The sequence below is a fragment of the Neisseria sp. P0009.S010 genome (assembly GCF_051958545.1).
Taxonomy (GTDB): Bacteria; Pseudomonadota; Gammaproteobacteria; order Burkholderiales; family Neisseriaceae; genus Neisseria; species Neisseria subflava_A.
Genome location: NZ_JBQCVH010000002.1, coordinates 56889 through 80075, shown reverse-complemented (window position 1 = coordinate 80075; position 23187 = coordinate 56889). Strand labels below are relative to the sequence as shown.

The following is a 23187-nucleotide window of genomic DNA, read 5'->3' as shown; positions in this document are numbered from 1 at the left end:
GAATACACGATGCTGACCCCAAAAAGTTGCGATTTGTTCAATATCCCTTTTTTCCAGTTTTCCCAGCTTAAAAAATACCAGCCTGAAAGCATTCCGCAAATCAAGGCAGACTATAAAGAAAACTGGCAAGTATGGCAGCAGCTGATCCAGCAGGTTGCCGCTGAATTGGGTGCACCGTTTGCGCCGCCGCATATCGAACGCTGGTGTAACGGCTGGCAGGTCCGCGCTCATTTCTTTGCCTATTTCAAATACGAACAATATAAAAATTCCGCAGCAATTTTGTCGATTTTGCTGAATCGCCGCCGCCTGAGCGTCAGCTTGGATTGGCATTGCTATAAAGCCGATGTTTCCCCAATTGCGCTGCCTGATTACAACCGCTGGCTGGATAATTTTGATACTGAAAAATACGCTTCATTCGATATGTGGCACGGTGCGGAAAGCGAATATGATGATTATCGTACCGTCTCCCAACAAAGCGACGGCGATAGAAAGCTTCGAGACGACAAAGATTTCTTCTGCATCGGGAAACACATCGAACGCGATGATTTAGGCAAGCAGGATGTCGCGAAATGGATAGTGGAAACAGTGGAAGACTTACTGCCGCTGTATGAAGCTTGTCATGGAAAATAACTCAGAATACCGAAAGGCAGACTGCCCATTCAGTATCTTCAAATAAACTCAAGGCCGTCTGAAAATTATATTCAGAACGTTTCAGACGGCCTGTTTCTCAAAGTGAACAAATATGACCGAAACGCAATCCCTAGAGCTTGCCAAAGCGCTGATTTCCCGCCCGTCCGTTACACCGGATGACCAAAACTGCCAACAACTGCTGGCCGAACGCCTGCAAAAAATCGGTTTTGCCGTAGAAGAGCTTCATTTTGGCGACACCAAAAATGTTTGGTTGCGCCGCGGTACACAGGCTCCGGTGTTCTGCTTTGCCGGACATACCGACGTCGTGCCGACAGGCCCTGTTGAAAAATGGGATTCGCCACCGTTTGAACCGACCGAGCGTGAAGGCCGTCTGTATGGCCGCGGCGCGGCGGATATGAAAACCAGCATTGCCTGTTTTGTTACCGCCTGCGAGCGATTCGTTGCCGAAAATCCCAATCATCAAGGCAGCATCGCGCTCCTGATTACTTCGGACGAAGAGGGTGATGCGCTGGACGGTACGACCAAAGTCGTCGATGTGTTGAAAGCGCGCGGCGAGTTGATTGATTACTGTATCGTCGGCGAACCGACTGCTGTGGATAAATTAGGCGATATGTTGAAAAACGGCCGCCGCGGCTCGTTGTCGGGCAATCTGACCGTCAAAGGCAAGCAAGGCCATATTGCCTATCCGCATTTGGCAATCAATCCCGTGCATACTTTTGCCCCAGCCTTGCTGGAGCTGACACAAGAAGTCTGGGACGAGGGCAATGAATACTTTCCACCGACCAGTTTCCAAATTTCCAATATCAACGGCGGCACAGGCGCGACCAACGTCATTCCGGGCGAGCTGAACGTCAAATTCAATTTCCGCTTTTCTACCGAGTCCACCGAAGAAGGGCTGAAACAACGCGTCCACGCCATTTTGGACAAACACTGCGTGCAATATGATTTGCAGTGGTCTTGTTCCGGCCAACCGTTTTTAACTCAGGCCGGAAAACTGACCGATGTGGCGCGCGAAGCCATTGCCGAGATTTGTGGCGTTGAGGCCGAATTGTCCACTACCGGCGGTACTTCGGATGGACGCTTCATCAAAGCCATTGCCAAAGAACTCATCGAATTAGGCCCGTCTAACGCGACCATCCACCAAATCAATGAAAACGTACGTTTGGAAGATATTCCGAAGCTGTCGGCAGTATATGAAGGTATGTTGAAACGTTTGTTTAAGTGAAAAAGGCCGTATAGGCTTTGAAAAACGATAGGGCGATATGATTCTTTTGCTCTTTTTGTTTTCGTTTAAGTTATCGATAATTAGACAAGGCAAAATATGATTACTCTGCCTTCTTTAAACGACCTTCCATCAAAGTGGAATGATATCCGAGAGCAATTGGAAACTGACTTTCCCGCTACTCTCGAAGCCTTGCTGCACGAGCGGTTTATAGAACACGAAGCCAAGCAGTTCGAGCAGGATTTTATTGACTGTATCGGTTGTACGCCTGAAGAATATGTCCGTATCCGCCGAGCTATCCTACTGTTGGAAACGCGTTATCCTGATAGTCCGCACGAACTGACTGCGGCTGCGGTTGCCACGCCGTTGGGCGAGATGTTGGCGGTGTTCGGCAGTAAGGGTTTGTGTCTGCTGGAATTTGTCGGGCAGAAACATATGGAGCAGGAAATCATGGCTGTCCAAAAAGCTTTGCGTGGGCAGTTTATTTTCCAAGAAAATGAGCAAACGCAACTTTTATGCCAAGAATTGGATTTATACTTTCAAGGCCGTCTGAAAGTTTTTGCGACGCCTTTGGAAACGATAGGCACGGCCTTTCAGCAGCAGGTGTGGAATGCGCTGCTGACCATTCCTTACGGCGAAACGCGCAGCTACAAGGAGCAGGCGCAACAGTTGGGTAATCCTAAAGCCGTCCGCGCCGTTGCCGCTGCAAACGGGCAGAACAAGGTGTCTATCCTGATTCCCTGTCACCGCGTTATCGGCAGTGATGGCAAACTGACCGGCTACGCAGGCGGTTTGAACCGCAAACAATCGTTGCTTGCCTTGGAGAGAGGCGAGGTTCAGACGGCCTTGTTTTGAGAGGATCTGCATTAGGGGCAGGCTTCGCGCGCTGAAAAATTGAGTAGCAGAAGGTCGGGGAAGCCCGGAAAAATCTGCATGGAGAAAAATGTTGGGCAACGCCCACGCTAGAAAAAAGAGAAATAAGACATGAGCCTGAAAAACCGCCATTTTTTAAAACTTTTGGATTTTACGCCGGAAGAAATTACCACCTATCTCGACCTTGCCGCCGAATTGAAGGCTGCTAAAAAAGCAGGGCGCGAAGTGCAGCGGATGAAGGGGAAAAACATTGCCCTGATTTTCGAGAAAACATCGACTCGCACCCGTTGCGCGTTTGAAGTGGCTGCACGCGACCAAGGGGCCGGGGTAACTTATCTAGAGCCTTCTGCCAGCCAAATCGGGCATAAGGAAAGCATTAAGGATACGGCGCGTGTTTTAGGGCGGATGTTTGACGGTATCGAATATCGCGGTTTTGGACAGGATGTGGTGGAAGAGCTGGCCAAGTATGCAGGCGTGCCTGTGTTCAATGGTTTGACCAACGAGTTCCACCCGACTCAAATGCTCGCTGATGCGCTGACGATGCGCGAGCATAGCAATAAGCCTTTGAACCAAATTGCGTTTGCCTATGTCGGCGATGCGCGTTACAACATGGCTAATTCGTTGCTGGTGTTGGCTGCAAAACTGGGCATGGACGTGCGTATCGGTGCGCCGAAAAGTTTGTGGCCGTCTGAAAACATTACCGAGACGGTGCAGGCTGTTGCTAAAGAGATCGGTGGACGGATTCTGTTGACGGAGAATGTGAAAGAAGCCGTGAAAGGCGTGGATTTTATCCATACCGATGTGTGGGTCAGCATGGGCGAGCCTAAAGAGGCTTGGCAGGAACGTATCGATTTGCTGAAAGATTACCGCGTTACGCCCGAATTAATGGCCGCGGCTGAAAATCCGCAAGTCAAGTTTATGCATTGCCTGCCTGCTTTCCATAATCGCGAAACCAAAGTCGGCGAATGGATTTATGAGACATTCGGCCTGAATGGCGTGGAAGTAACGGAAGAAGTCTTTGAAAGCGAAGCCAGCATCGTGTTTGATCAGGCAGAAAACCGGATGCACACGATTAAAGCGGTGATGGTAGCGGCATTGGGCGATTGAGTTTGGCGCTCAACGCTGCTTACTGCTTCATTTAATAGAGATTAAATAAAGGCCGTCTGAAAGAAAGACTTTCAGACGGTCTTGTTGTTGGATTGGGGGTTTATTGCCAAATCAGGACTTTGGGTTCGGGGGTTACTTGATAGCCTTCTTGACGCAATAGTTCGATTAGGCCTTTTTCGCTGGGTAAATGGGCAATGCCGACAGCAAAGAGGGTGCTTTGTTTGGCCGATTGCTTGCGGATTTCAGGCAACCATGCCAAGTTGCGGCGGATCAGGAGGTCGTTTTTCAGCCAATCGGACATGGCTTTGGCGTACTTGGTATCAACAAGTTTGAGGGTGCGCTGTTCGGTTTCTTCCAAAAGTGGGATGAGTTCTTCAAAGCGGCCGTCTGAATAGGCTTGATGGAGTTTTTTGATATCTTCGGTTTCTTCTTTATTGGTTTTAATGCTGGCTTTCAGAAAGTTGAGCATGGTCTCTTCAGGCTGGGCTTTGAAGATCGCGGTAACATCGTCCAAACTTTCCAATGAACCACGCGGCTTATTGATGTCGGCGGCCGCATTGGTCAGCAACATATCTGCACCGGTTTCTGCGCTATATCCTTGGGGAAATGCGCTGCCGGCAAAAACCAATGCTGCCCACGGATGGAGTTTGTCGGCAATTTGGGCAATGGGTCGGCTTTCTTCATTTTTTGAATAGATTTCTTGTAAAAGACGGAAATCTGTTTTGCCAAGCTTGCGACTGAGCGGTTCGGTACTCATGACCTCTTTGAAGTATTTTTGATACATTTTTTTGTTTCCGGACTGCTGTCCGGCAATGCGTCAACTTCTGTGGTCAGTTGGTTGGTGGATTGCAACAGTTTGAGGGCATCGGAAGACAAGGTCTGATTGGTTTTCCCCATGTGGATGGTGCCGAGCAGATAGGAATCGGGTTGGCCTTCTTTGCTGATTTTCCAAACATTGCTGGTGAGTTTAGGCTGCTGCCAATTGAGTTCGGCAGGTTTGCTTTCGGGTAAAGTTGCAGCGGGTTTGCAGGTACCTAAGGCGAGGGCGGTAAATGGTATCAGCAGACAGGCAAGCAGTTTTTTCATGTTTTTCCTTATTGTGGTGTGCGGTAGGCAAGGGCAATTTAGAAATCGAGCAGGTTTTGAACCGGATGTTCGCCCGTTTCGGTTTTTTCCTGTTTGCGGTTGCGGATTTTGGCCTTCCTGAGGGATAGAAGGTGCATGACTTGATGTTTTTGGCTGTCGGTCATCTGGAGCCAGTACAAGCGCTCTTCCCGGCTGCGCAGGCAGCCTTTGCAATAACCTTTGGCATTGGCTTCGCAAACGCCGATGCAGGGGCTGGGAATGGGGAAGAAATCGGGTTGATCCATTTTGTGTTGCTTTTGATGTGAAAAAAGGCCGTCTGAAATATAGCACATATGTTCAGACGGCCTAAGTGTTTATACGGTTTGCGAGTATTTGGCTTTGGTTTCTTTATGGCGTAAATGGTAGTCGAACACCATGGCGATGTTGCGGATCAGGAAACGGCCCTTCGGCGTAACGGTCAGGCCGTGCGGTTTGAGGTGGACCAGGCCGAGGGTTTCCAGTTGCTTCATATCTTCCAGTTCGGCTGCAAAATAACGGCTAAACGGAATGCCGAACACGCTTTCGTAAATCCGATAGTCGAGCGAGAAGCGGCACATCAAATCCTGAATGATGTTGCGGCGCAAAATGTCGTCTTGATTGAGCTGGTAGCCGCGCATAATCGGCAGATGTCCGGCATCGAGTGCGGCGTAATAGGTATCGATGTCGCGCTCGTTTTGGGAGTAGGTGCTGCCGATTTTGCCAATAGAGGATACGCCGATCGCCACCAAGTCACAGTCGGCATAGGTGGAATAACCTTGGAAATTTCGTTGCAGGAAACCTTCTTTGAGGGCGATGGAGAGCTCGTCGTCAGGTTTGGCAAAGTGGTCCATGCCGATGAAAACGTAGCCTCGCTCAGTCAGGGTTTGGACGCAATATTGCAGCATATCGAGTTTTTCTTCGCTGTCGGGAACGACATTGGTGTCGATACGGCGTTGCGGTTTGAAGATATGCGGCAAGTGAGCGTAGTGGTAGAGGGCGAGGCGGTCGGGACTGAGGGACAAGACCGTGTCGATGGTGGTTTTGATGCTTTCGGTGTTTTGGTGCGGCAGGCCGTAAATCAAATCAACGCTGACGGATTTGAACCCTGCTTCGCGGGCGGCATCGATGACTTCTTTGGTTTCTTCGTAACTTTGGATACGATTGACGGCTGCCTGCACTTTAGGGTCGAAGTCTTGAATGCCGACACTCATGCGGTTGAAACCGAGTTTGCCCAATTTGAGGACGGTTTCACGGCTGACTTTACGCGGGTCGATTTCGATGGAGTATTCGCCGTTGGGAATCAGCTGGAAGTATTTACGAATCATGTCGAAGACGCGTTCGAGTTGGTCATCGCTCAGGAATGTGGGCGTACCGCCGCCGAAGTGGAGCTGTGCGAGCTGGTGTCTTCCGCCTAAATGAGGTGCCAGCAACTCCATTTCTTTTTCCAGATATTGGATATAGGCATCGGCACGGCTTTTGTCTTTGGTAATGATTTTATTGCAGCCGCAGTAATAGCAGATGGTATTGCAGAAGGGAATGTGGATGTAGAGTGAAAGGGGTTTGTTGAGCGCGCCCATATTGCGCAGGTTTAAAGCTTGGATATATTCGGCTTCTTTAAAGCCTTCATGGAAGCGGTCGGCGGTCGGATAGGATGTATAACGTGGACCGCTTGATGGCAAACTGGCAATTAATTCACGGTCAAATTCCGGTAATTCATTGTTTGTGTTGGTGTTATTTGAGATGGGGATGATTTTCATGGTCGGGGCTTGTAGTATAAAGTGAGGAAATTAGGGAAAATTTTAGTCAAAATTTCGATAGTTTGGTAGAATGCCTCATAATGATATGCCGACTTTGACATGGGTCAATAGTTATTCGGCTTAATCAGGGGTTGAGAGAATTAAGCAAATTAAAGGTGCGTTATGGCTACACACAATGCAACACATCAAATGAAAACCTTGTGTTCCACATGTTCTTTACGCGAGCTGTGTTTGCCTGTCGGACTAATGCCTAACGAATTTTCACAATTAGATGCGGTTATTCGTCAAAGCCGCCGTCTGAAAAAAGGTGAATACCTGTTCCGTGCCGGCGAGCCGTTTACCTCTTTGTTTGCCATCCGTGCGGGCTTCTTTAAGACAACAGTCGCCAGCCAAGATGGACGAGACCAGGTAACCGGCTTTTTTATGTCGGGCGAGCTGATCGGTATGGATGGGATTTGTTCCCATATTCACAGCTGTGATGCTGTGGCTTTGGAAGACAGCGAGGTATGCGAGCTTCCGTTTACACACATTGAAGAACTCGGTCAGGATATTCCCAGCCTCCGCTCTCACTTTTTCCGCTTAATGAGTCGTGAAATTGTTCGAGATCAGGGCGTTATGCTGCTTTTGGGCAATATGCGCGCTGAAGAGCGATTGGCAGCATTCTTGCTAAACTTGTCTCAGCGCCTCTATTCACGAGGCTTCGCCGCCAATGATTTTATCTTGAGGATGTCACGTGAGGAAATCGGCAGCTATTTGGGGCTAAAGCTGGAAACAGTCAGCCGCACCTTGTCTAAATTCCATCATGAAGGCTTGATTTCGGTTGAACACAAGCACATCAAAATCTTAGATGCGACAACCTTGAAGAAAATGGTTTCCGGTTGTTCGCACGCTATCTGAATCTTAGGCCGTCTGAAATATTTCAGACGGCCTTTTTAACAAGAATTAAAGAATAATTGTTAAGTTACGCAAGTGATAGTCAGATATTAAATTGAAAAATCTTCAACAACCGGCGTGTACAGAATGCGGTCGACTACTTCTCTGGTCAGTTTCGGTGCAAACATTTGGATAAAGTCATACGCGTAACCACGCAGGTAGGTATCAGTGCGTAAGGCTATCCAAGTGGGCGACGGTTCAAATAAGTGTGCCGCATCAATCAGCTGTAAATCTTGATCGACAATGGGATCGTACGCCATTTTGGCCATTAATCCAACGCCTAAGCCTAAGCGGACATACGTCTTCAATACATCCGTATCGGCAGCCGATAAGGCAACATCAGGTTGCTCAATATGCGCTTTATTAAATGTACGCGCGATACTGCTGCCGGAATTAAAAGCAAATTCGTAAGTGACCAGCGGAAAAGAAGCTAAATCTTCAAGGCTTAAAGGATTGCGGCAGTCCAAAAGAGGGTGGTCGTGCGGAACAATGACGGCATGGTTCCATTCATAGCAGGGCAGTTTGCCCAACTCAGGATGATCGTCAATGCGTTCAGTAATAATTGCCAAATCAGCTTCGCCGCTGCTGACCATTTGCGCAATGGCAGAAGGGCTACCTTGTTTGATGGTCAAATTGACTTTAGGGTAGTTTTTGACAAATTCCGCAACGATTTTGGGCAAAGCATAGCGCGCCTGGGTATGCGTTGTCGCGATGGTCAGGGAGCCGCTGTCATGATCGGTAAACTCGCTGCCGATATTTTTAATGTTTTGTACATCACGCAAAATCCGTTCCGAAATCTCTAATACGGCTTTGCCCGGTTGCGAAACGGAAACCACACGTTTGCCGCTGCGGATAAAAATTTGGATACCCAATTCTTCTTCAAGCAGGCGGATTTGTTTGGAAATGCCGGGCTGGGATGTGAAAAGCGCATCAGCGGCTTCGGAGACATTCAGATTGTGTCGGTAAACCTCAAGGGCATAACGTAATTGTTGCAGTTTCATGGTAGCAGTACCGGATACGTTGTTAATGTGGATTTTGTGCGACAAACGGCATGTAATTTAACATATTTTGCCCAGTTTTGCCCCGAGTTTTGAAAATGGTTGTTTTTAATGAAAATATCTTTTAATGATATGAAAACAGGAAATCTGTGAATGAAAGGGGGATGAAGTTTTGTTGTTTTTGTACAACTTTGGGCGGGTGAATTGGCTGATTTTGCCCTAAATTAATGACACAAGATTGATTTTTCGGCATGATTAACTACTAGGAAGCAGGCACTTCATAATTGTTTGAAGGCATCGAGTATTGACAGTTTGCCTTGCGCTTCTTTATAGTGCAACCTGATATATCCGATTTGCCGCTGTTTTGATACTGCGGCCTGTATATTGGTACTTTGCAGCGGTTGCTTTCCTAGTCCGCCGCATAACAATTTGATGAGGGAATAAAATGACCAAACAGCTGAAATTAAGCGCATTGTTCGTTGCCTTGGTTGCCTCTGGCACCGCAATGGCCAGCGAAGCGCATACCAAACACGGTTACACCGTAAGCAGCCAATCTCAAGAAATCGTCCGTAACAACTACGGCGAATGCTGGAAAAACAGCTACTTCGACAAAGCTACCCAAGGCCGTGTTGAATGTGGTGATCGTGAAGCAGTTGCTCCTGTACAACAAGCTCCTGAGTATGTTGATGAAACTGTTTCTCTGTCTACTAAAACTCTGTTCGGCTTCGACAAAGACAACCTGCGTCCTGAAGCTCAAGAAAACCTGGACGCTTTGGCTCAACGCCTGAGCAACAAAAACGTAGAAACTGTACGTGTTGAAGGTCACACTGACTTCATGGGTTCTGAAGAATACAACCAAGCTCTGTCTGAGCGTCGTGCTAACGTAGTTGCTAACTACTTGGTAGGTCATGGCGTTGCTTCTAGCAAAATCTCTGCAGTAGGTCTGGGCGAATCTCAAGCTCGCATGACTGCTACTTGTGAAGCTGAAGTTGCTAAACTGGGCAAAAAAGTTTCTAAAGCTAAGAAACGTGCTGCTCTTATCGCTTGTATCGAACCTGACCGTCGCGTTGATGTTAAAATCCGCAGCGTTGTTACTCGTCAAGTTGCTCCAGGCCAAACTATCGAAGGTCAAGGCGAATTGCCTGCTACTGATGAAGGTTGGATCCCAGCTCCTTACAATGGCGTTCACGGTTACGCTAAACCTTAATCGGTTTGTGAAAAATGCCCTGCAATATGCAGGGCATTTTTTTATGGTTTATATTTGAAGAGTCGGGGAATTCATGATTCAAAATAAAAAGCCGTCGGAAAGACTTATTTTCAGACGGCCTTTTATTAAGACAGATTAGTTTGGCTTGAGCCATTTCCATACGCAAACAGCGGCGAGTATTGTACAAATCAAAAAGATGATACTGGATAAGCCGTGCCAAACGCCGAATGTTCCACCTACTAGGGACAGCAGCCAGTTATCTAGTCCGTACTTGTGTGCCTCGATAACCGGCGTAACCAAAAGATGGTTGCAGGCTAAGAGTAGCCAAAGTACCAAGATCCACCAAGAAAGTGAGGCCAGTTGCTTTCTGAAAAAGGCATAGGCTGCGCCAAAAATAACTAAGCCACATATTGCTGTAATGGCAAACAAGATGCCGGCAATTTCTCCTGCCTGCATTTTAGGTAGAAGGCGGAACAGGATAGGGGCAGTAACATAGCCTGCTGTCAGCTGCATACCGAGCCACATGGCGGCAGCGGTTTGGATAATTTTGTACAGTAGATTCATTATGCTTCTCCTGGGAAGATTTCACTTCTCTATTATCGTGTTTTTAGATACAACAAAAGGCCGTCTGAAAATGTTTTCAGACGGCCTTTTGTTTATTTAGATATATTGTACGGCAATAATGTCATATTCACGCACACCGCCAGGTGCCTGAACTTCTGCAACGTCGCCTTCTTCTTTGCCGATCAGGGCGCGGGCAATGGGGGAGCCAACGTAGATTTTGCGTTCTTTGATGTCTGCTTCATCTTCACCGACGATTTGATAGGTAACTTGTTCTTCGGTTTCCAAGTCTTCCAGTGTCACAGTTGTACCGAACACGATTTTGCCTTCTGCATGGATTTCGGCAGGGTTGATGATGTGCGCCATAGAGAGTTTGTGTTCCAACTCGGCGATGCGGCCTTCGATAAAGCCTTGACGCTCTTTGGCGGCTTCGTATTCTGCGTTTTCAGACAAGTCGCCGTGCGAACGTGCTTCGGCGATGGCTTCAATGACTTCTGGACGTGCTACGCTTTTGAGGTGTTGAAGTTCTTGTTTCAACAATTCTGCACCACGGACGGTCAAAGGGATTTTTTGCATTGAGTTCTCCATGAAAGCATGATGATGCTTTTAAAATTTTATCCGGCCACGCGCGGTAGCCGGATTGGAAATAAAAATACAAGCCGCCAAAGCTTGGCGGCTTGATGAATAAATAAGTAATGCCTGTATTCTACCAAATTCTGCCGAAACCGCAATGATTAAAACGGATTTTCAGTAAAGTGTTGTTTTCTTTCTATTTTGTTTTTTTCAGACGGCCTGAAAACTAAATATTGAAGTATTTCAAAGCTGCATGGGAAAAACGGTTTCTTAAATGAATGTTTTTGATTAAAATACCTGATGCTAATTCGTAGTAATTAGTCTGCTTTAACTATACGAAGAGATTATATGGAAACAAAACCAACTCCCCAAAATGAACAACAGGCTAACCGCCGTTATTTGACTGTTTGGCGATGGCATTTTTATGCCGGATTTTTGGTTGCGCCGTTTTTAACCCTGTTGGCTGTTACAGGGTTGGGAATGCTGCTATTTGCCAATATCACCGGTAAAGAAGGCGAACTCATACATGTTGCGCCGCAGGCAGTGGTTCAGCCTTTATCGGCTCAGGCTGAAGCCGCCAGACAGTTTGTAAATCCGGAAACTGCTTCGGTAGTGCAGTATATTGCGCCGCGCGCAGATGATATGGTTGCCGTATTCCGCGTGAACAATGACGATAAGGCTACTATGGTTGCCGTTGATCCCTATACGGCGAAGGTCGTCAATTCAACGCCGCGCAATGAAGGCTGGTATCACATCATGGACGAAATCCATGGCGATATGATGATCGGTCCGGTAGGCGACTATCTGCTGGAAACTGCCGCGTCGCTGACCATCCTGCTGATAATCACGGGGATTTATTTGTGGTGGGCGAAACAGCGCAGCCTGAAATCCATGCTTGTGCCGAAAGCAGGCAAAGGGCGCACATGGTGGCGTAGCATGCACGGCGCATTCGGCACTTGGGTTTCTTTGCTTCTATTACTGTTCTGCCTGTCGGGCGTTGCTTGGGCGGGAATTTGGGGTGGTAAGTTGGTTCAGTCTTGGAGCCAATTCCCTGCCGGTAAATGGGGCGTCAAACCGAACCCTGTATCTACCGTGCCGACCCATGGCGATGTGTTGAACGACGGTAAAATCAAAGAAGTGCCATGGGTTCTGGAGCTTACGCCTATGCCTGTTTCCGGTACAACGAAGGGCGAAAACGGCATCAATCCGAGCGAACCGATGACTTTGGAAACGGTTGGCCGCTTTGCCCGCGAAATCGGTTTTGAAGGTCGCTACAAGCTTAATTTGCCTAAAGGCGAAACGGGCGTGTGGACGCTGTCTCAAGACTCGATGAGCTACGATATGCCCAGTCCGACCGCCGACCGCACGGTACACATCGATCAATACAGCGGTAAAGTCCTTGCCGACATCCATTACGACGATTACAACTGGTTTGGTAAATTCATGGCGGTCAGCATTGCGCTGCATATCGGTACGATGGGCTGGTGGAGCGTGTTGGCGAACGTTTTGTTCTGCTTGGCGGTCATCTTCATCTGCGTCAGCGGCTGTGTGATGTGGTGGAAACGTCGTCCTTCGGAAGCACGTGGTTTGGTTCCTCCTGCACAGAAAATCAAATTGCCGGTATGGTGGGCAATGGCTGTGCCACTTCTGATTTTGGCTGTGATTTTCCCAACAGCCATTGCCGCAATCGCTGTTATTTGGATTTTGGATACATTGTTGTTATCACGTATCCCAGCATTGGCAAGATGGTTTAAATAACCGTCCGATGTGATTAAAGGCCGTCTGAATCTTTTGTTTCAGACGGCCTTTTTTATAAAGGTTAAAAGAGGTAGGTAAGTTACGATTCTGTTTAAGTTTATATGTAAAATGGAGATTGTGGTTGGCTTGCAGGATTGGTGTAAGAAAGACGAGGAGATCTTGTATAAAAACAAAAAACCCACTTCATTGAAGTGGGTTTTTGATGAAGGCTATTAACCTTTGCGAGCAGGCAATTTTTCTTTAATGCGAGCTGCTTTACCGGTCAGGCCGCGCAAGTAGTACAGTTTGGCGCGACGTACGTCACCACGGCGTTTAACTTCGATTTTTTCTACGGTAGGAGAGTACAGTTGGAAAGTACGTTCTACACCTTCGCCGCTAGAGATTTTGCGAACGATGAAGTTGCTGTTCAGGCCACGGTTGCGGCGAGCGATAACAACACCTTCGTATGCTTGCAGACGGCTGCGAGAACCCTCAACCACGCGTACAGATACGACAACGGTGTCGCCTGGAGCGAATTCAGGGATTTCTTTGTTCAAGCGAGCGATTTCTTCTTGCTCTAATTGTTGAATCAAGTTCATTTGTTTTTCCTAAGTTATGATTGGATTTCCTGTTGCTCTTGCAAGATTTCTTTTAAGAGGCGGGATTCCTTTGGGATTAAACTGCGCTTTTCCAATAAATCAGGTCGGCGCTCTAAAGTGCGTCGCAGGGATTGTTTCAATCGCCACTCGGCAATCAAGCCATGATTTCCTGAGCGTAAGACATCAGGAACCATCATGCCTTGGAATTCTACGGGTTTGGTGTAATGAGGACAGTCTAAAAGGTCGTCTGAAAACGAGTCTTGTTCAGCTGACTGTATATCGCCCAATACGTCCGGAACCAATCTTAAGACGGCATCCATCAACATCATGGCGGGTAATTCGCCACCCGAGACGACAAAGTCGCCAATGCTGATTTCTTCGTCCACACTGCTTTGCAGCAGTCTTTCATCTATGCCTTCATAGCGTCCGCATAGAAGAATAAGATGGGGCAGTTCGGCAAGTTCTGCAGCTTTTTTATGTGTCAGCGGCTGACCTTGCGGACTGAGATAAATTACTTTGGCAGGTTTTTGCGAGTTTGCTTTGGCTTCTTCAATTGCCGCTTGAAGCGGCGGAGCCATCATAATCATTCCCGGACCACCTCCGAAGGGTCGATCATCAATATAGCCAAGTTTGTTGTCGGCAAATTTTCGGGGATTGATGGCTTGAAACTGCCAAAGATTTTGTTTTCTTGCTCTGCCTGTAACGCCGTATTCGACAATACTGTCGAACATCTCTGGGAAAATGGTGATGGCTTGAATCAGCATCAGTAGTCCAAACCCCAGTCGGCAATAATGGTTTTGCTGTCGGTATCGACAGATTCGATATAGTTGGAGACAAAGGGAATCAGGATTTGTCCGTGTTCGCCTTTAATCATCAAAACATCATTGGCACCGGTTTCCATCAGGTTGTTGACTTTGCCGAGGACGATGTTTTCTTTGTTGATGACGGTCATGCCGACTAAATCTGCCCAGTAGTATTCGTCTTCCTCAGTAGGGGAGAATGACTCTCTGGGGATTTCGATGGTATAGCCGCGCAAGGTAAATGCTTGATCGCGATCGTCTATACCTTCAAATTTGACCTGAAGTTCGCCATTGGCAATTTTACCTGCCTCAAGCACAACATTCAGGGTTTTGCCATCCTTGCACAACTGCCACTCGGGGTAGTCCAGCAGGCTGTCGGTATATTCGGTATTGGCGGCAATTTTAAGCCAGCCTTTAATGCCGAATACGCCTTTGATGTAGCCCATGGCTACCCGTTTTTGAGTGTCTGTCATGGTCGTTTTAGCTGATTAAGCAGCGATTTTTTGCTCTTTAATCAGTTTGGCAACTGCGTCGCTAACTTTCGCGCCTTGAGCAACCCAGTGGTTGATGCGGTCTGCGTCAAAACGTACGCGTTCTTGTTTTTCGTTGGCAACGGGGTTGTAGAAACCTACGCGCTCGATGAAGCGGCCGTCACGACGGTTGCGAGAGTCAGTTACGACTACGTTGAAGAAAGGGCGGTGTTTTGAGCCGCCGCGAGCCAAACGGATAACTACCATTTTGAGTCCTTTTGAAAAATGCGGATATATAGAAACCGCTAATTTTAGGATATTTCACACGGGTTATGCAAGTTTTTATTTGTTTTTGTTGCTGTTTTGCCATTCGTTTAAATCGAGGCTGGCTTGATATAGGCCGCGGTCGGTTTCCGACGGGGTAACGGTAAATCCTGATTTTTCAGCGAGTTTGAGCATCGGTGTGTTTTCTTTGAGGATTTCCGCATTCATGGTTTGGTAACCTTGTTGTGTGGCAGTTTGGATAATGAGGCTCATCATTTTGCCGGCCAAGCCGGTTTTGCGCGTTTCAGGTGCTAAAGTAATGCCGAACTCGCACTCATTACGATTGATGCGGCTGTAACGGCTGACTGCGACGATACGGCCGTCTGAAGCGAAGGCTGCCCACGCGCATTCGGTATGGAAATCGGGACGGGTCAGCCGTGCGAGTGTGGGCAGCGGTAACTCGTTGGTATGGGTCATGAAGCGAGTATAGCGGTCGGTCGCGGGTAATTGGCGGACAAATTTTTGTTTGGCTTCGGCATCTTCAGGCTCTAGTGCACGGATGTGCAGCGTGTTGCCGTCGGGCAGGGTAAAGGTATCGGTTTGGCTCGGATAGGGTGCGAGTACGTTTTGTATCTCGGGCGTTTCGGTTTTAGGGTGCAGCAGTTCGGAAGCGGCTTCGCCGGTGTTGCGTAGGAATTCGGCTGCGGCCGGATTTTTTTGTTGGAGGTAGGCGGCGGCACTTTGCATTTTAGCAGCGGCCTGTTCTAAGGTTTGGACGGCTTTTTTAGGAATTTTGGTTGTTGGTGCGGCTGGTTTTTCCACGATTTCGGGAATGATGGTGCTGCTGTATTGGCTACCATTGTAGCTGAGGATAATGTCGCCGATATGCTGGTTGTTGTGGATAAGCGTGTTTAGGGAATGCAGGAATTGATTGAGAACGGAAGTGTTATCAAGTTCTGCAAATTGGCTTAAACGCTGGATATCGAGCGTGGTGAAGGGCGGTAATGCGGCTTGGGTTTGGCCGTTGTAATGGGCGGTCAGGATATTGCCGTAAATGGCATAGCGGCTGAATCGGAATTGGACGGCATTGTGTTTTTGGGTTTGGCACGGAGGCAGGTATAGGGCTTCCGCAATCAGTTCGGTTTGGCCGGACGCAATGGCTTTATCGATACTTTTGCTTTTAGGTGTTTTCAGACGGCCTGTTTTTACTGGGGCAGGGGTATTTTGCACCTGTTGCAAATAGGCGGTTTGATTGCGGAAATAAAGTGTCAGCAAGGCTTCTTCCGGCGTGTTAAACCGAGTCAGGCCGTCTGAAAAACGATAGCTGACGAGAATGGGCTTGCTGGTTTTTTGTGCCAAATTATCCAGAGTTTGATGAATGCTGTACGCATCCGGCGTATCTGGCGAAATAATGCCGAGCAGGGCTTGAGTATGCGGATTTTGTAATTGTTCGAGCGCCAAGCGGTGGATGCGTGCAGGCGTGGGGTTGCTGCCGATGCAGCCTTGTCGGATGGACGGTACATCGGTTGGGAGGTCGAGGGTCAATTCGCAGGCATCGGCGGTGCTGCGCAGCCATTCTATCGGCGTATCGGACAAAATAGTGGGATGGGTAATGACGGGAATGCCGGAAAGATGGGCTTTTAAGGCTGCTTCGAGTTTGTTGATATTGAATACCGGCAGGAAGTTGCAATGGCGTGCGAGGCTATGTAGGACGGCTTTGTCTGTGTCGTCGGTGTAGTGTGTGGACAACAGGATAAGCGGAGTGTGGCGTGTAAAGTGGCGGATGGCACTGAACAGCTCGCGTTGGTTTTCGGCCGGATTGTAGTGGATAACGGCAACTTTGGTATGGCGGTTGTGGCCGAAGCGGTTGAGCCAGTCGGCGGATGTGGTGGGGCTTAGGTCATAATTGAGGCTGATGTGGCGCGATACACCTTGCTGCAGTGTGTTCAGCAGGTGGTTGATGTTGCGGCTGACGGTGCTGTGGCCGGTCAGTAAGGCAATATGGCCGGCGGGATAGTCGGTTTGGGTGCCGATGTTGAGGTTGAGCGAGGGGAGTTGGATGCCTGCGCTGTTGCATACGGTGATGTTCAATTCGTCGTCGTGATATTTTTGAATAATGGAACGGGCGTTTTTGCAGGATTCGGGCGGCAGGTTTTCCCAATCTTGAATCAGGATGATGTGGCGCAGGTCTTTTTTACGGCAGGCTTTGAACAGCGAGTCGTAATGGTCGGGCGGGATAACGGCAACAACCAAATCGGCTTGTCCCGGAATTTTACTGAGGCTGGAGTAGGAGGGAATGCCAGCGACACTGCTGTGTCGAAGATTGACGGGAGTGATTTTGCCTTGATATGAGGAACCGAGCAGGTGGCTGAAAATGCGTTCGCCAAGGCTGTGCGGACGTTCGCTGGCGCCGACGAGAATGATGTGTTCAGGCATGAAGAAGTAGCCGGTTTGGACGGTTGCACTCATGATGGTTCCTTATTTGTGTTTTTGGCCGTCTGAAAAGTTTCAGACGGCCTTATTTCTAGACTTCTTTTTTGTCTCCGGCTTTCTTTTTGGGAAGGATAAAACGCATCCTCAGGCCGTTGGGTTTGACATTTTCAGCAATGATTTTACCGCAGTGCTGTTCCATAATATGCTGCGTCAAGGCAAGCCCTAAACCTGTACCGGGCTTGTGCGCACTGGAGTCGGCGCGATAAAAGGCAGTGAAAATATGCGGAAGCTGCATTTCATCTACGCCAGGCCCGTTGTCGGTAACATCGATAATCCAGTTTTTGCCGTCTTGTCCGATATGGGTTTGAATGGTGCTGCCTTCCGGACTGTAATTGATGGCATTGCGGATAACGTTGTCAAAGGCGCGGTATAGATAGCCTTCGTTGGCGCTGACTACGGCATTTTCGGGGATTTTTGGATCAATGCTCAGGGTAACGCTTTGGTTGTTTTGGTGGGCAATGCTTTGGTTGTCCTCAATCAAGTTGGTCAGGAAAGGAACGAGTTTGAGGTTTTCTTTTTCCAAAGGAATATTGGAAGTCTCTAGGCGGGAGAGGGTCAATAATTCACCTACCAAAGTATCCATGCGCACCAATTCGCCTTCAAGCCGCTTGAGATATTGCTCTTGTTTTTGCGGCTGAGATTGAATCAGGCCGACAATCGCTTGCATACGTGCCAGCGGCGAACGCATTTCATGAGAAACGTGGTGCAGCAGGTGGCGCTCTTTGGCAACAAGTTTTTCAAGTTTCTCGGCCATTTTGTCGAACTGCACGGCAAGGTGGGACAATTCGTCGTCACGGTCGTCAACTTGTTGGGAAATACGGGTTTCGAGTTCGCCGTTGGCTACTCTGTCCATGCCGCCACCAAGAATTTTGATGGGCTTGGTAATGTTGTTGGCAAGGATGTATGCCATCAGCAGGCCGACGATGATGATGAAAGACAGAATGATAAATTCGTGCCAAATAGGCGAAAGCGGCAAGCCGGGAATGAAGAGCGGACTAGGGAGACGTTGGGCCTGATGGTTGTCCCAGCCTTTAATGAAGAAGAGGTATTCTTCGCCAAAACGGTCGTATTCGATGTGTGCCAAATCAGATTCGGGATTGTTGATGGCAAAGATGCGGGCGCGTTCAATGGACAGGCTATCGATATTGCGGCCTAAAATATCTTTTTTATCGTCGCCGGTAATCACATAAACGGCATTGGAAACCGGATTGTTTTTCCATTCGGAAAGAATTTCACGCGCACCGCTGTCTCCGCGCGAGTTAAACGCGGAGATGATGCTGCTCATCAATGTGGTTTCGATGGTGCGGCGTTGGTTGAATTGGTTTTCGGCGAGGGTGTTTTGCACCAGCCAAAATGAAAAACTCGCCACAAAGATTGCGCAGACGATGACTGCGCAAAATGTGGCGAAGATGCGTTGAAACAGTTTCATTGATCTGTTTAATCTTTAGTTTTTAACAAACAGGTAGCCTAAGCCGCGTACGGTTTGAATCAGGGAAGCATCGCCCAATTTGTGGCGGATACTGGAGATGTGTACGTCGATGCTGCGGTCAAATTTAGCCAGTTTGCGGTCGAGTGCCTCGATAGACAGGGTCTCTTTGCTGACAACTTGTCCGGCGTGGCGCATCAAAACTTCGAGCAGATTGAACTCGGTGCTGGTCAATTCAAGCGGAGTGTCTTTGATGCTGGCTTGGCGTTTGGCTGGGTACAAAACGACGTCGCTGACGGAAATGCTGTTAGGCGCGTTGTTTTGTTCGTTGCTGTGTTGCGCACGGCGCAGGATGGCGTTGATGCGGGCCAAGAGTTCGCGCGGTGTGCATGGTTTCGGTACGTAATCGTCCGCACCCATTTCCAGACCGATAATGCGGTCGATGTCGTCGCCTTTCGCGGTCAGCATGATGATGGGTACAGTGCTTTGGGTACGTACGTTTTTCAGTACGTCCAAGCCGTTCATTTTAGGCATCATGGAGTCTAATACGATGACATCGTATTGTCCGGTCAGAATTTCTTGAACGCCGGCTTCGCCGTCAGGAACGCTGTGAACGTTGAGGCCTTCGGCAGTCAGGTATTCGGTCAGCAATTCGGTCAAGAGGGCATCGTCATCTACGAGTAATACGCGACTCATGGAATTTCCTTTTCGTGATTGTATGCGCCGTGGCACTAAATAGGCAGTGCGGCGATTAAAATAGAGTTGTGTTCAATCTTAACATGCAATCTGCTTTTGTTGATAGCGTAATTTTCTGTGCTTTTGCGCTTTTTTGCATAGAAACTTGTCGCTCTTTACATTTTCAGACGGCCTGTAAGGACAAACTGACAATTGAGTGAGTTTTGTTTAGGGTTTATCACATGATTTGGCAGTTTGGTGTTTCGGTGCGTTGATGAAATCTTTGCAATCGGACAAAAGTTTGGGCAGCAGGGGGGAGAATACCGGATGGCTGCGTATTTTGTCGGCGTAGAAATACATCATATAGGGGTAATAATATTGCACTGCCTGCATCCATTGCGCACCTTCTTCTTTCTTGCCTTGTCTGTATAGGTAGAGGCCGACTTGATAGGCGCTGGAGTAGGGGCGGTAGGTCAGGGCTTTGAGTGCGGCTTCTTCCGCCCATGGGCGGATGTAGGCATCGGTCGGGTCGGCACGTCTGCTCAAACTTAAATCGGCGTAATAGGCAAGCATGGGGCTTTCTTTGGAGAGCTGCTGCAAGCCGTCAATTTTGTTTTGAACTGTTTGCGGATCGTCGGTTTTCCCTACACGGCTATATTGGGTCAGATTTTGATATTCCCAGCTGAGGTTTGCCATGCCGATTAAAATCGATAAAGCAGCTATACCGCCTGTCCATTGTCTGATTCGGGTAGATAAAGGGCCGTCTGAAACATCTTTCGGATAAGAAGGTGTCAGCGACAGAATCAGGCTGAATACGGTAAGGAAGTAGATATACCAAAGCGGATATTCGAGCATGCTGTGGCAGAGGCTGACGGCGGCGGCAGTCAGCAAAAATAGGGAAGCCGGTGTTTGGTTGCGGCCTGATAGTCGCCATACGGCTGCAAGCAGGGTTAAGGTTGCCAGCAAGGTGCCGGCAATGCCCATTTCGGACAGCAACTGCATGACGATATTGTGCGAATGGGTAAACAGTACGCCGAGGATATTGTTGGGGAAATATTGTTGCTGGGCATTGATCAGAAAGGTTTGCTGGGCAAAGCTGTTCCAGCCGTGACCGAACCAAGGTGCGGATTGAAAGGCAATCCATGCCTTGCTCCATTCGATTTGGCGCATGGAGCCTTCAAAACCGCTGGTGCCTGCGCGTTCGACGGCGGTTTCGTATTTGATGTTGCCAAACAAATCCAACAGGCTGCCCATGCCGAATTGGAAAGCGGCGGCCAGGATGGCGGTCAGAAGGAAAATGCACAGTGCGCGTTTGTGTTGGAAACGGGTACGCCAAAACCATAACGGCGTAATCAGGAATAGGGCGGCAATGTAGCCTAAGATGGTGCGCGAGTTGACAAGGCCGAGGGTCGCAGTCAATGCCAATACAAACAGAAAACCTGCTGTATTGGACATTTTGCGCGCCGTCCATAAATAGGATGCCGCCAAAATGCCCCACATTAAATAATGTCCCAAATGATTGCGCTGGCCGAGTTGGCCGTTTACGGTACCGCTGCTTCGGGCAATGATGCCGTTCAACCACTCTACGTTAGACCAGCCTTTAAATTGCAGCCAGACGATGACGGCCTGTATGGTTGCACCTATCAATAAAGACCAAGCAAAGATGCTGACGACGCGTTCCTGTCCGTAAGCTGCTACCCAGCCCCGCACCGACCATGCGCCCAGTGCCAAAATAACAAAGGTCCAGGCGGTAATATCGCTCATGCCGGGGTAGGTGGAATACATGAGGCGCGCTTGGAGCGACCAAAATGCGGCCATGGCAAACAAGCCGATACTGAGTGCAGGAAGGCGGATATTCAGCAGACTTTTGTGTGCGCTAATCAAAGTCAGTACCAATGAGCCGCTCAGAGAGATGGCTTCCAAATAAAAGCTGGGCAGTGGACCGACTCGGTAGAGCGAGAGAAAAGGGACGGCGCAAATCCAAAGAAAACTGAGCCATAAAGGCCAAAAGGTTTTTACTGAAGATTCAGTCAGGCCGTCTGAAAGAGTGTGGTAGGTCATTTTGATGTGTGTTTTTGTTGTTTGATAAATGCAAGGCAGCCGAGGAAAAAGGCAATGCACAATAATACAGAAACGGCGGCGCAAATCCGGCTGGCGACGGCTGTGTCAGCCAGGCGCATACAGGCTTCGGCAAAGTAAATCAGAATCAGCATGGAGCTGTATTGATAAGTGTAGATGCGTTTTTTCAAAATGCCGGTCAACGGCAGGCACAGCGGCAGGGCTTTCAGTGCCAGCCATGAGCCGCCTTCGCGCAATGGCGCGATCCACAATTCCCATGACAAGGAAAGCAGAATCAGCAGGATAAGGCTTATGGAAGTTGCAAGATAAGGTAATGGGGAGCGTGTATTGTTCACAATATTGAGGGCGTAAAGCCGTACTGGAAAACTTAAAATTATACCGCTAAAAAGGCGGGGTAAGCCAAGAATATTGCTTAAAGATGCTGAAGAAAGGATTTATTGTTTTTTCTTCAAACGAATGAAACTTTATCTTGTTTTATAGTCTTATTAATATATATATTTAATAAAGATTGTGCTATTATTCTAAATACTTTATCTCAGGAGGATAGAAAACCATGAATCGCGTTGCTGATGTTATCCGTGATGATATTAAAGTAATGACAGCCTATCAGGTTGCTGATTTGCCGGAAGGTTTTATTAAGTTGGACGCCATGGAGTGTCCGCATCATCCTTTCGCCGGGTATGAATCTTTATTATCGGAATGGGCGGACTTGGCAAAGCAGGCGCCGATTCATTTGTATCCCCATGCTGCCAAGAGCGGTATTTATGAAGAATTGAGGGAGGTTTTCGGTATTCCCGATAAAGCGGAAATCGCATTGGGTAACGGCTCCGATGAGCTTATCCAATTTTTGACTATGCTGGTTGCCAAACCAAATGCGCGTGTATTGGGTATTGAGCCAAGTTTCGTTATGTATCGTCATAATGCCGCGCTTTATGGCATGGAATATGTCGGCGTTCCCTTAAATCCAGATTTTTCTTTAAATCTCCCTGCCGTTTTGACCGCTATCGAGCAACATCAGCCGTCATTAATTTTTATTGCCTATCCCAATAATCCTACCGGCGTGTGCTTTAAGCGAGAAGAAGTAGAGGCGGTCATTCGTGCGGATACCGGCATTGTGGTTGTCGATGAGGCATATGGTGCGTTTCATCATGACAGTTTCCTTCCGTGGGCGGGCGAAGTCGAAAACCTGGTCGTAATGCGCACCATCAGTAAAATCGGCTTTGCCGGCTTACGGATGGGGTATGCGGCGGCAAGCCCAAGCATTATGGGTGAACTGGCCAAAATCCTTCCGCCTTACAATATGAATCAATTAAGCTTGGCGGCGGCGAAATTCTCATTGAAGCATCATCCAATCATTCAGCAAAACATTGATACATTAAAAAACGAGCGTTCGCGCGTGATGAATGAATTGTTGAAATTAAACCGTTTGGAAGTTTTTCCGAGCGAAGCCAACTTTATTACCGTTCGCGTACCTGATGCGAACGAGCTGTTTGAAACATTGAAGCAAAACCGCATACTGATTAAAAAACTGCATGGCAGCCATCCGCTTTTGGATCAGTGTGTCCGCATAACCATAGGCTCGGCAGCGCAAAATGATGCCGTCTTGGCCGTTATTAGAAACCTTTACCCCAATCTTTGATTTCAAGGAAACTACCATT

General features: G+C 48.3%; 24 protein-coding genes. 8 read left to right on the top strand and 16 right to left on the bottom strand.

The features are described from left to right. Positions 1-9: 9 nt before the first annotated feature. The 4 genes from ACTHSN_RS02125 to argF all read left to right on the top strand — a co-directional run bounded on the left by ACTHSN_RS02125 (position 10) and on the right by argF (position 3853). Positions 10-630: a glucose-6-phosphate 1-dehydrogenase family protein gene (locus ACTHSN_RS02125; protein WP_440365044.1), complete on the top strand. Its 621-nt coding sequence runs from the start codon at positions 10-12 to the stop codon at positions 628-630. A 112-nt stretch (positions 631-742) separates the two neighbouring features. After that, positions 743-1876 carry a succinyl-diaminopimelate desuccinylase gene (dapE, locus tag ACTHSN_RS02120; RefSeq protein ID WP_107769192.1) on the top strand — a complete coding sequence of 378 codons (1134 nt, stop codon included), beginning with the start codon at positions 743-745 and terminating at the stop codon, positions 1874-1876. A 96-nt stretch (positions 1877-1972) separates the two neighbouring features. Beyond that, a complete protein-coding gene (locus ACTHSN_RS02115; protein WP_107769193.1) occupies positions 1973-2728 on the top strand; it encodes a methylated-DNA--[protein]-cysteine S-methyltransferase in 756 nt (251 codons plus the stop codon). Positions 2729-2857: 129 nt separating this feature from the next. Next, positions 2858-3853, top strand: a complete 996-nt coding sequence (gene argF, locus ACTHSN_RS02110) for an ornithine carbamoyltransferase (RefSeq protein WP_107792343.1) — start codon at positions 2858-2860, stop codon at positions 3851-3853. A gap of 100 nt (positions 3854-3953) precedes the next feature. Here the strand turns inward: argF and ACTHSN_RS02105 are convergent, their stop codons facing one another. The 4 genes from ACTHSN_RS02105 to hemN form a co-directional block, all read right to left on the bottom strand. After that, complete coding sequence (locus ACTHSN_RS02105) at positions 3954-4610, bottom strand: TraB/GumN family protein (RefSeq protein WP_440365043.1); 657 nt, start codon at positions 4608-4610, stop codon at positions 3954-3956. Then, positions 4607-4939, bottom strand: a complete 333-nt coding sequence (locus ACTHSN_RS02100) for a TraB/GumN family protein (RefSeq protein WP_440365042.1) — start codon at positions 4937-4939, stop codon at positions 4607-4609. The genes ACTHSN_RS02105 and ACTHSN_RS02100 overlap by 4 nt, the downstream gene beginning before the upstream one ends. Positions 4940-4977: 38 nt before the next feature. Next, positions 4978-5223: a DUF1289 domain-containing protein gene (locus ACTHSN_RS02095; protein WP_107769216.1), complete on the bottom strand. Its 246-nt coding sequence runs from the start codon at positions 5221-5223 to the stop codon at positions 4978-4980. Between the two features lie 69 nt (positions 5224-5292). Then, a complete protein-coding gene (gene hemN / locus ACTHSN_RS02090) occupies positions 5293-6714 on the bottom strand; it encodes an oxygen-independent coproporphyrinogen III oxidase (RefSeq protein ID WP_440365041.1) in 1422 nt (473 codons plus the stop codon). A gap of 162 nt (positions 6715-6876) precedes the next feature. Between hemN and fnr the strand changes: the two genes are divergently transcribed. Then, entirely contained in the window at positions 6877-7611 is a 735-nt protein-coding gene (fnr, locus tag ACTHSN_RS02085; protein WP_039862092.1) for a fumarate/nitrate reduction transcriptional regulator Fnr, read from the top strand. A gap of 86 nt (positions 7612-7697) precedes the next feature. On the opposite strand, the gene ACTHSN_RS02080 is transcribed toward fnr, so the two are convergent. Next, positions 7698-8648, bottom strand: a complete 951-nt coding sequence (locus ACTHSN_RS02080; protein ID WP_036472646.1) for a CysB family HTH-type transcriptional regulator — start codon at positions 8646-8648, stop codon at positions 7698-7700. A gap of 442 nt (positions 8649-9090) precedes the next feature. On the opposite strand from ACTHSN_RS02080, the gene ACTHSN_RS02075 reads away from it, so the two are divergent. Continuing rightward, entirely contained in the window at positions 9091-9852 is a 762-nt protein-coding gene (locus ACTHSN_RS02075) for an OmpA family protein (protein WP_107769197.1), read from the top strand. Between the two features lie 135 nt (positions 9853-9987). Here ACTHSN_RS02075 and ACTHSN_RS02070 read toward each other — a convergent pair whose 3' ends face one another. Then, the gene (locus tag ACTHSN_RS02070) at positions 9988-10416 is read right to left on the bottom strand and encodes a DUF4149 domain-containing protein (protein ID WP_440365040.1); all 429 of its coding nucleotides are present in this window, start codon (positions 10414-10416) and stop codon (positions 9988-9990) included. Positions 10417-10512: 96 nt separating this feature from the next. Further along, on the bottom strand, positions 10513-10989 hold the full coding sequence (gene greA, locus ACTHSN_RS02065) for a transcription elongation factor GreA (RefSeq protein WP_003684304.1): 477 nt from the start codon (positions 10987-10989) through the stop codon (positions 10513-10515). A gap of 345 nt (positions 10990-11334) precedes the next feature. On the opposite strand from greA, the gene ACTHSN_RS02060 reads away from it, so the two are divergent. Beyond that, positions 11335-12744, top strand: coding sequence for a PepSY-associated TM helix domain-containing protein (locus ACTHSN_RS02060; RefSeq protein ID WP_440344922.1), 1410 nt, complete (start codon positions 11335-11337; stop codon positions 12742-12744). A 212-nt stretch (positions 12745-12956) separates the two neighbouring features. Here ACTHSN_RS02060 and rplS read toward each other — a convergent pair whose 3' ends face one another. The 9 genes from rplS to ACTHSN_RS02015 form a co-directional block, all read right to left on the bottom strand. Next, positions 12957-13322, bottom strand: coding sequence for a 50S ribosomal protein L19 (gene rplS / locus ACTHSN_RS02055; protein WP_003679470.1), 366 nt, complete (start codon positions 13320-13322; stop codon positions 12957-12959). Positions 13323-13336: 14 nt separating this feature from the next. Next, positions 13337-14086 (bottom strand): tRNA (guanosine(37)-N1)-methyltransferase TrmD, encoded by a 750-nt coding sequence (gene trmD / locus ACTHSN_RS02050; RefSeq protein WP_107769200.1) that lies wholly within the window; start codon positions 14084-14086, stop codon positions 13337-13339. After that, positions 14086-14595 (bottom strand): ribosome maturation factor RimM, encoded by a 510-nt coding sequence (gene rimM / locus ACTHSN_RS02045; RefSeq protein WP_440365039.1) that lies wholly within the window; start codon positions 14593-14595, stop codon positions 14086-14088. Before rimM ends, trmD begins: the two co-directional genes overlap by 1 nt. A 15-nt stretch (positions 14596-14610) precedes the next feature. Next, on the bottom strand, positions 14611-14859 hold the full coding sequence (gene rpsP / locus ACTHSN_RS02040; protein ID WP_003684452.1) for a 30S ribosomal protein S16: 249 nt from the start codon (positions 14857-14859) through the stop codon (positions 14611-14613). Between the two features lie 75 nt (positions 14860-14934). Next, positions 14935-17325 (bottom strand): GNAT family N-acetyltransferase, encoded by a 2391-nt coding sequence (locus tag ACTHSN_RS02035; RefSeq protein ID WP_440365038.1) that lies wholly within the window; start codon positions 17323-17325, stop codon positions 14935-14937. Between the two features lie 55 nt (positions 17326-17380). Continuing rightward, on the bottom strand, positions 17381-18778 hold the full coding sequence (locus tag ACTHSN_RS02030) for a HAMP domain-containing sensor histidine kinase (RefSeq protein WP_049331159.1): 1398 nt from the start codon (positions 18776-18778) through the stop codon (positions 17381-17383). 15 nt (positions 18779-18793) lie between these two features. Then, a complete protein-coding gene (gene misR, locus ACTHSN_RS02025) occupies positions 18794-19471 on the bottom strand; it encodes a two-component system response regulator MisR (RefSeq protein WP_070632537.1) in 678 nt (225 codons plus the stop codon). Positions 19472-19678: 207 nt separating this feature from the next. Continuing rightward, positions 19679-21511: a PglL family O-oligosaccharyltransferase gene (locus tag ACTHSN_RS02020; protein WP_070460181.1), complete on the bottom strand. Its 1833-nt coding sequence runs from the start codon at positions 21509-21511 to the stop codon at positions 19679-19681. Then, positions 21508-21864, bottom strand: a complete 357-nt coding sequence (locus ACTHSN_RS02015; RefSeq protein ID WP_049336736.1) for a DUF2069 domain-containing protein — start codon at positions 21862-21864, stop codon at positions 21508-21510. The genes ACTHSN_RS02020 and ACTHSN_RS02015 overlap by 4 nt, the downstream gene beginning before the upstream one ends. 218 nt (positions 21865-22082) lie before the next feature. Here ACTHSN_RS02015 and hisC point away from each other — a divergent pair, with 218 nt between their 5' ends. Next, the gene (gene hisC / locus ACTHSN_RS02010) at positions 22083-23168 is read left to right on the top strand and encodes a histidinol-phosphate transaminase (RefSeq protein WP_070460183.1); all 1086 of its coding nucleotides are present in this window, start codon (positions 22083-22085) and stop codon (positions 23166-23168) included. Positions 23169-23187 lie beyond the last annotated feature (19 nt).

Excerpts from the sequence above, each read along its gene's own strand:
- ACTHSN_RS02125 (WP_440365044.1), top strand. The coding sequence starts at position 10 with ATGCTGACCCCAAAAAGTTGCGATTTGTTCAATATCCCTTTTTTCCAG.
- dapE (WP_107769192.1), top strand. The coding sequence starts at position 743 with ATGACCGAAACGCAATCCCTAGAGCTTGCCAAAGCGCTGATTTCCCGC.
- ACTHSN_RS02115 (WP_107769193.1), top strand. The coding sequence starts at position 1,973 with ATGATTACTCTGCCTTCTTTAAACGACCTTCCATCAAAGTGGAATGAT.
- argF (WP_107792343.1), top strand. The coding sequence starts at position 2,858 with ATGAGCCTGAAAAACCGCCATTTTTTAAAACTTTTGGATTTTACGCCG.
- ACTHSN_RS02105 (WP_440365043.1), bottom strand. The coding sequence starts at position 4,610 with ATGAGTACCGAACCGCTCAGTCGCAAGCTTGGCAAAACAGATTTCCGT.
- ACTHSN_RS02100 (WP_440365042.1), bottom strand. The coding sequence starts at position 4,939 with ATGAAAAAACTGCTTGCCTGTCTGCTGATACCATTTACCGCCCTCGCC.
- ACTHSN_RS02095 (WP_107769216.1), bottom strand. The coding sequence starts at position 5,223 with ATGGATCAACCCGATTTCTTCCCCATTCCCAGCCCCTGCATCGGCGTT.
- hemN (WP_440365041.1), bottom strand. The coding sequence starts at position 6,714 with ATGAAAATCATCCCCATCTCAAATAACACCAACACAAACAATGAATTA.
- fnr (WP_039862092.1), top strand. The coding sequence starts at position 6,877 with ATGGCTACACACAATGCAACACATCAAATGAAAACCTTGTGTTCCACA.
- ACTHSN_RS02080 (WP_036472646.1), bottom strand. The coding sequence starts at position 8,648 with ATGAAACTGCAACAATTACGTTATGCCCTTGAGGTTTACCGACACAAT.
- ACTHSN_RS02075 (WP_107769197.1), top strand. The coding sequence starts at position 9,091 with ATGACCAAACAGCTGAAATTAAGCGCATTGTTCGTTGCCTTGGTTGCC.
- ACTHSN_RS02070 (WP_440365040.1), bottom strand. The coding sequence starts at position 10,416 with ATGAATCTACTGTACAAAATTATCCAAACCGCTGCCGCCATGTGGCTC.
- greA (WP_003684304.1), bottom strand. The coding sequence starts at position 10,989 with ATGCAAAAAATCCCTTTGACCGTCCGTGGTGCAGAATTGTTGAAACAA.
- ACTHSN_RS02060 (WP_440344922.1), top strand. The coding sequence starts at position 11,335 with ATGGAAACAAAACCAACTCCCCAAAATGAACAACAGGCTAACCGCCGT.
- rplS (WP_003679470.1), bottom strand. The coding sequence starts at position 13,322 with ATGAACTTGATTCAACAATTAGAGCAAGAAGAAATCGCTCGCTTGAAC.
- trmD (WP_107769200.1), bottom strand. The coding sequence starts at position 14,086 with ATGCTGATTCAAGCCATCACCATTTTCCCAGAGATGTTCGACAGTATT.
- rimM (WP_440365039.1), bottom strand. The coding sequence starts at position 14,595 with ATGACAGACACTCAAAAACGGGTAGCCATGGGCTACATCAAAGGCGTA.
- rpsP (WP_003684452.1), bottom strand. The coding sequence starts at position 14,859 with ATGGTAGTTATCCGTTTGGCTCGCGGCGGCTCAAAACACCGCCCTTTC.
- ACTHSN_RS02035 (WP_440365038.1), bottom strand. The coding sequence starts at position 17,325 with ATGAGTGCAACCGTCCAAACCGGCTACTTCTTCATGCCTGAACACATC.
- ACTHSN_RS02030 (WP_049331159.1), bottom strand. The coding sequence starts at position 18,778 with ATGAAACTGTTTCAACGCATCTTCGCCACATTTTGCGCAGTCATCGTC.
- misR (WP_070632537.1), bottom strand. The coding sequence starts at position 19,471 with ATGAGTCGCGTATTACTCGTAGATGACGATGCCCTCTTGACCGAATTG.
- ACTHSN_RS02020 (WP_070460181.1), bottom strand. The coding sequence starts at position 21,511 with ATGACCTACCACACTCTTTCAGACGGCCTGACTGAATCTTCAGTAAAA.
- hisC (WP_070460183.1), top strand. The coding sequence starts at position 22,083 with ATGAATCGCGTTGCTGATGTTATCCGTGATGATATTAAAGTAATGACA.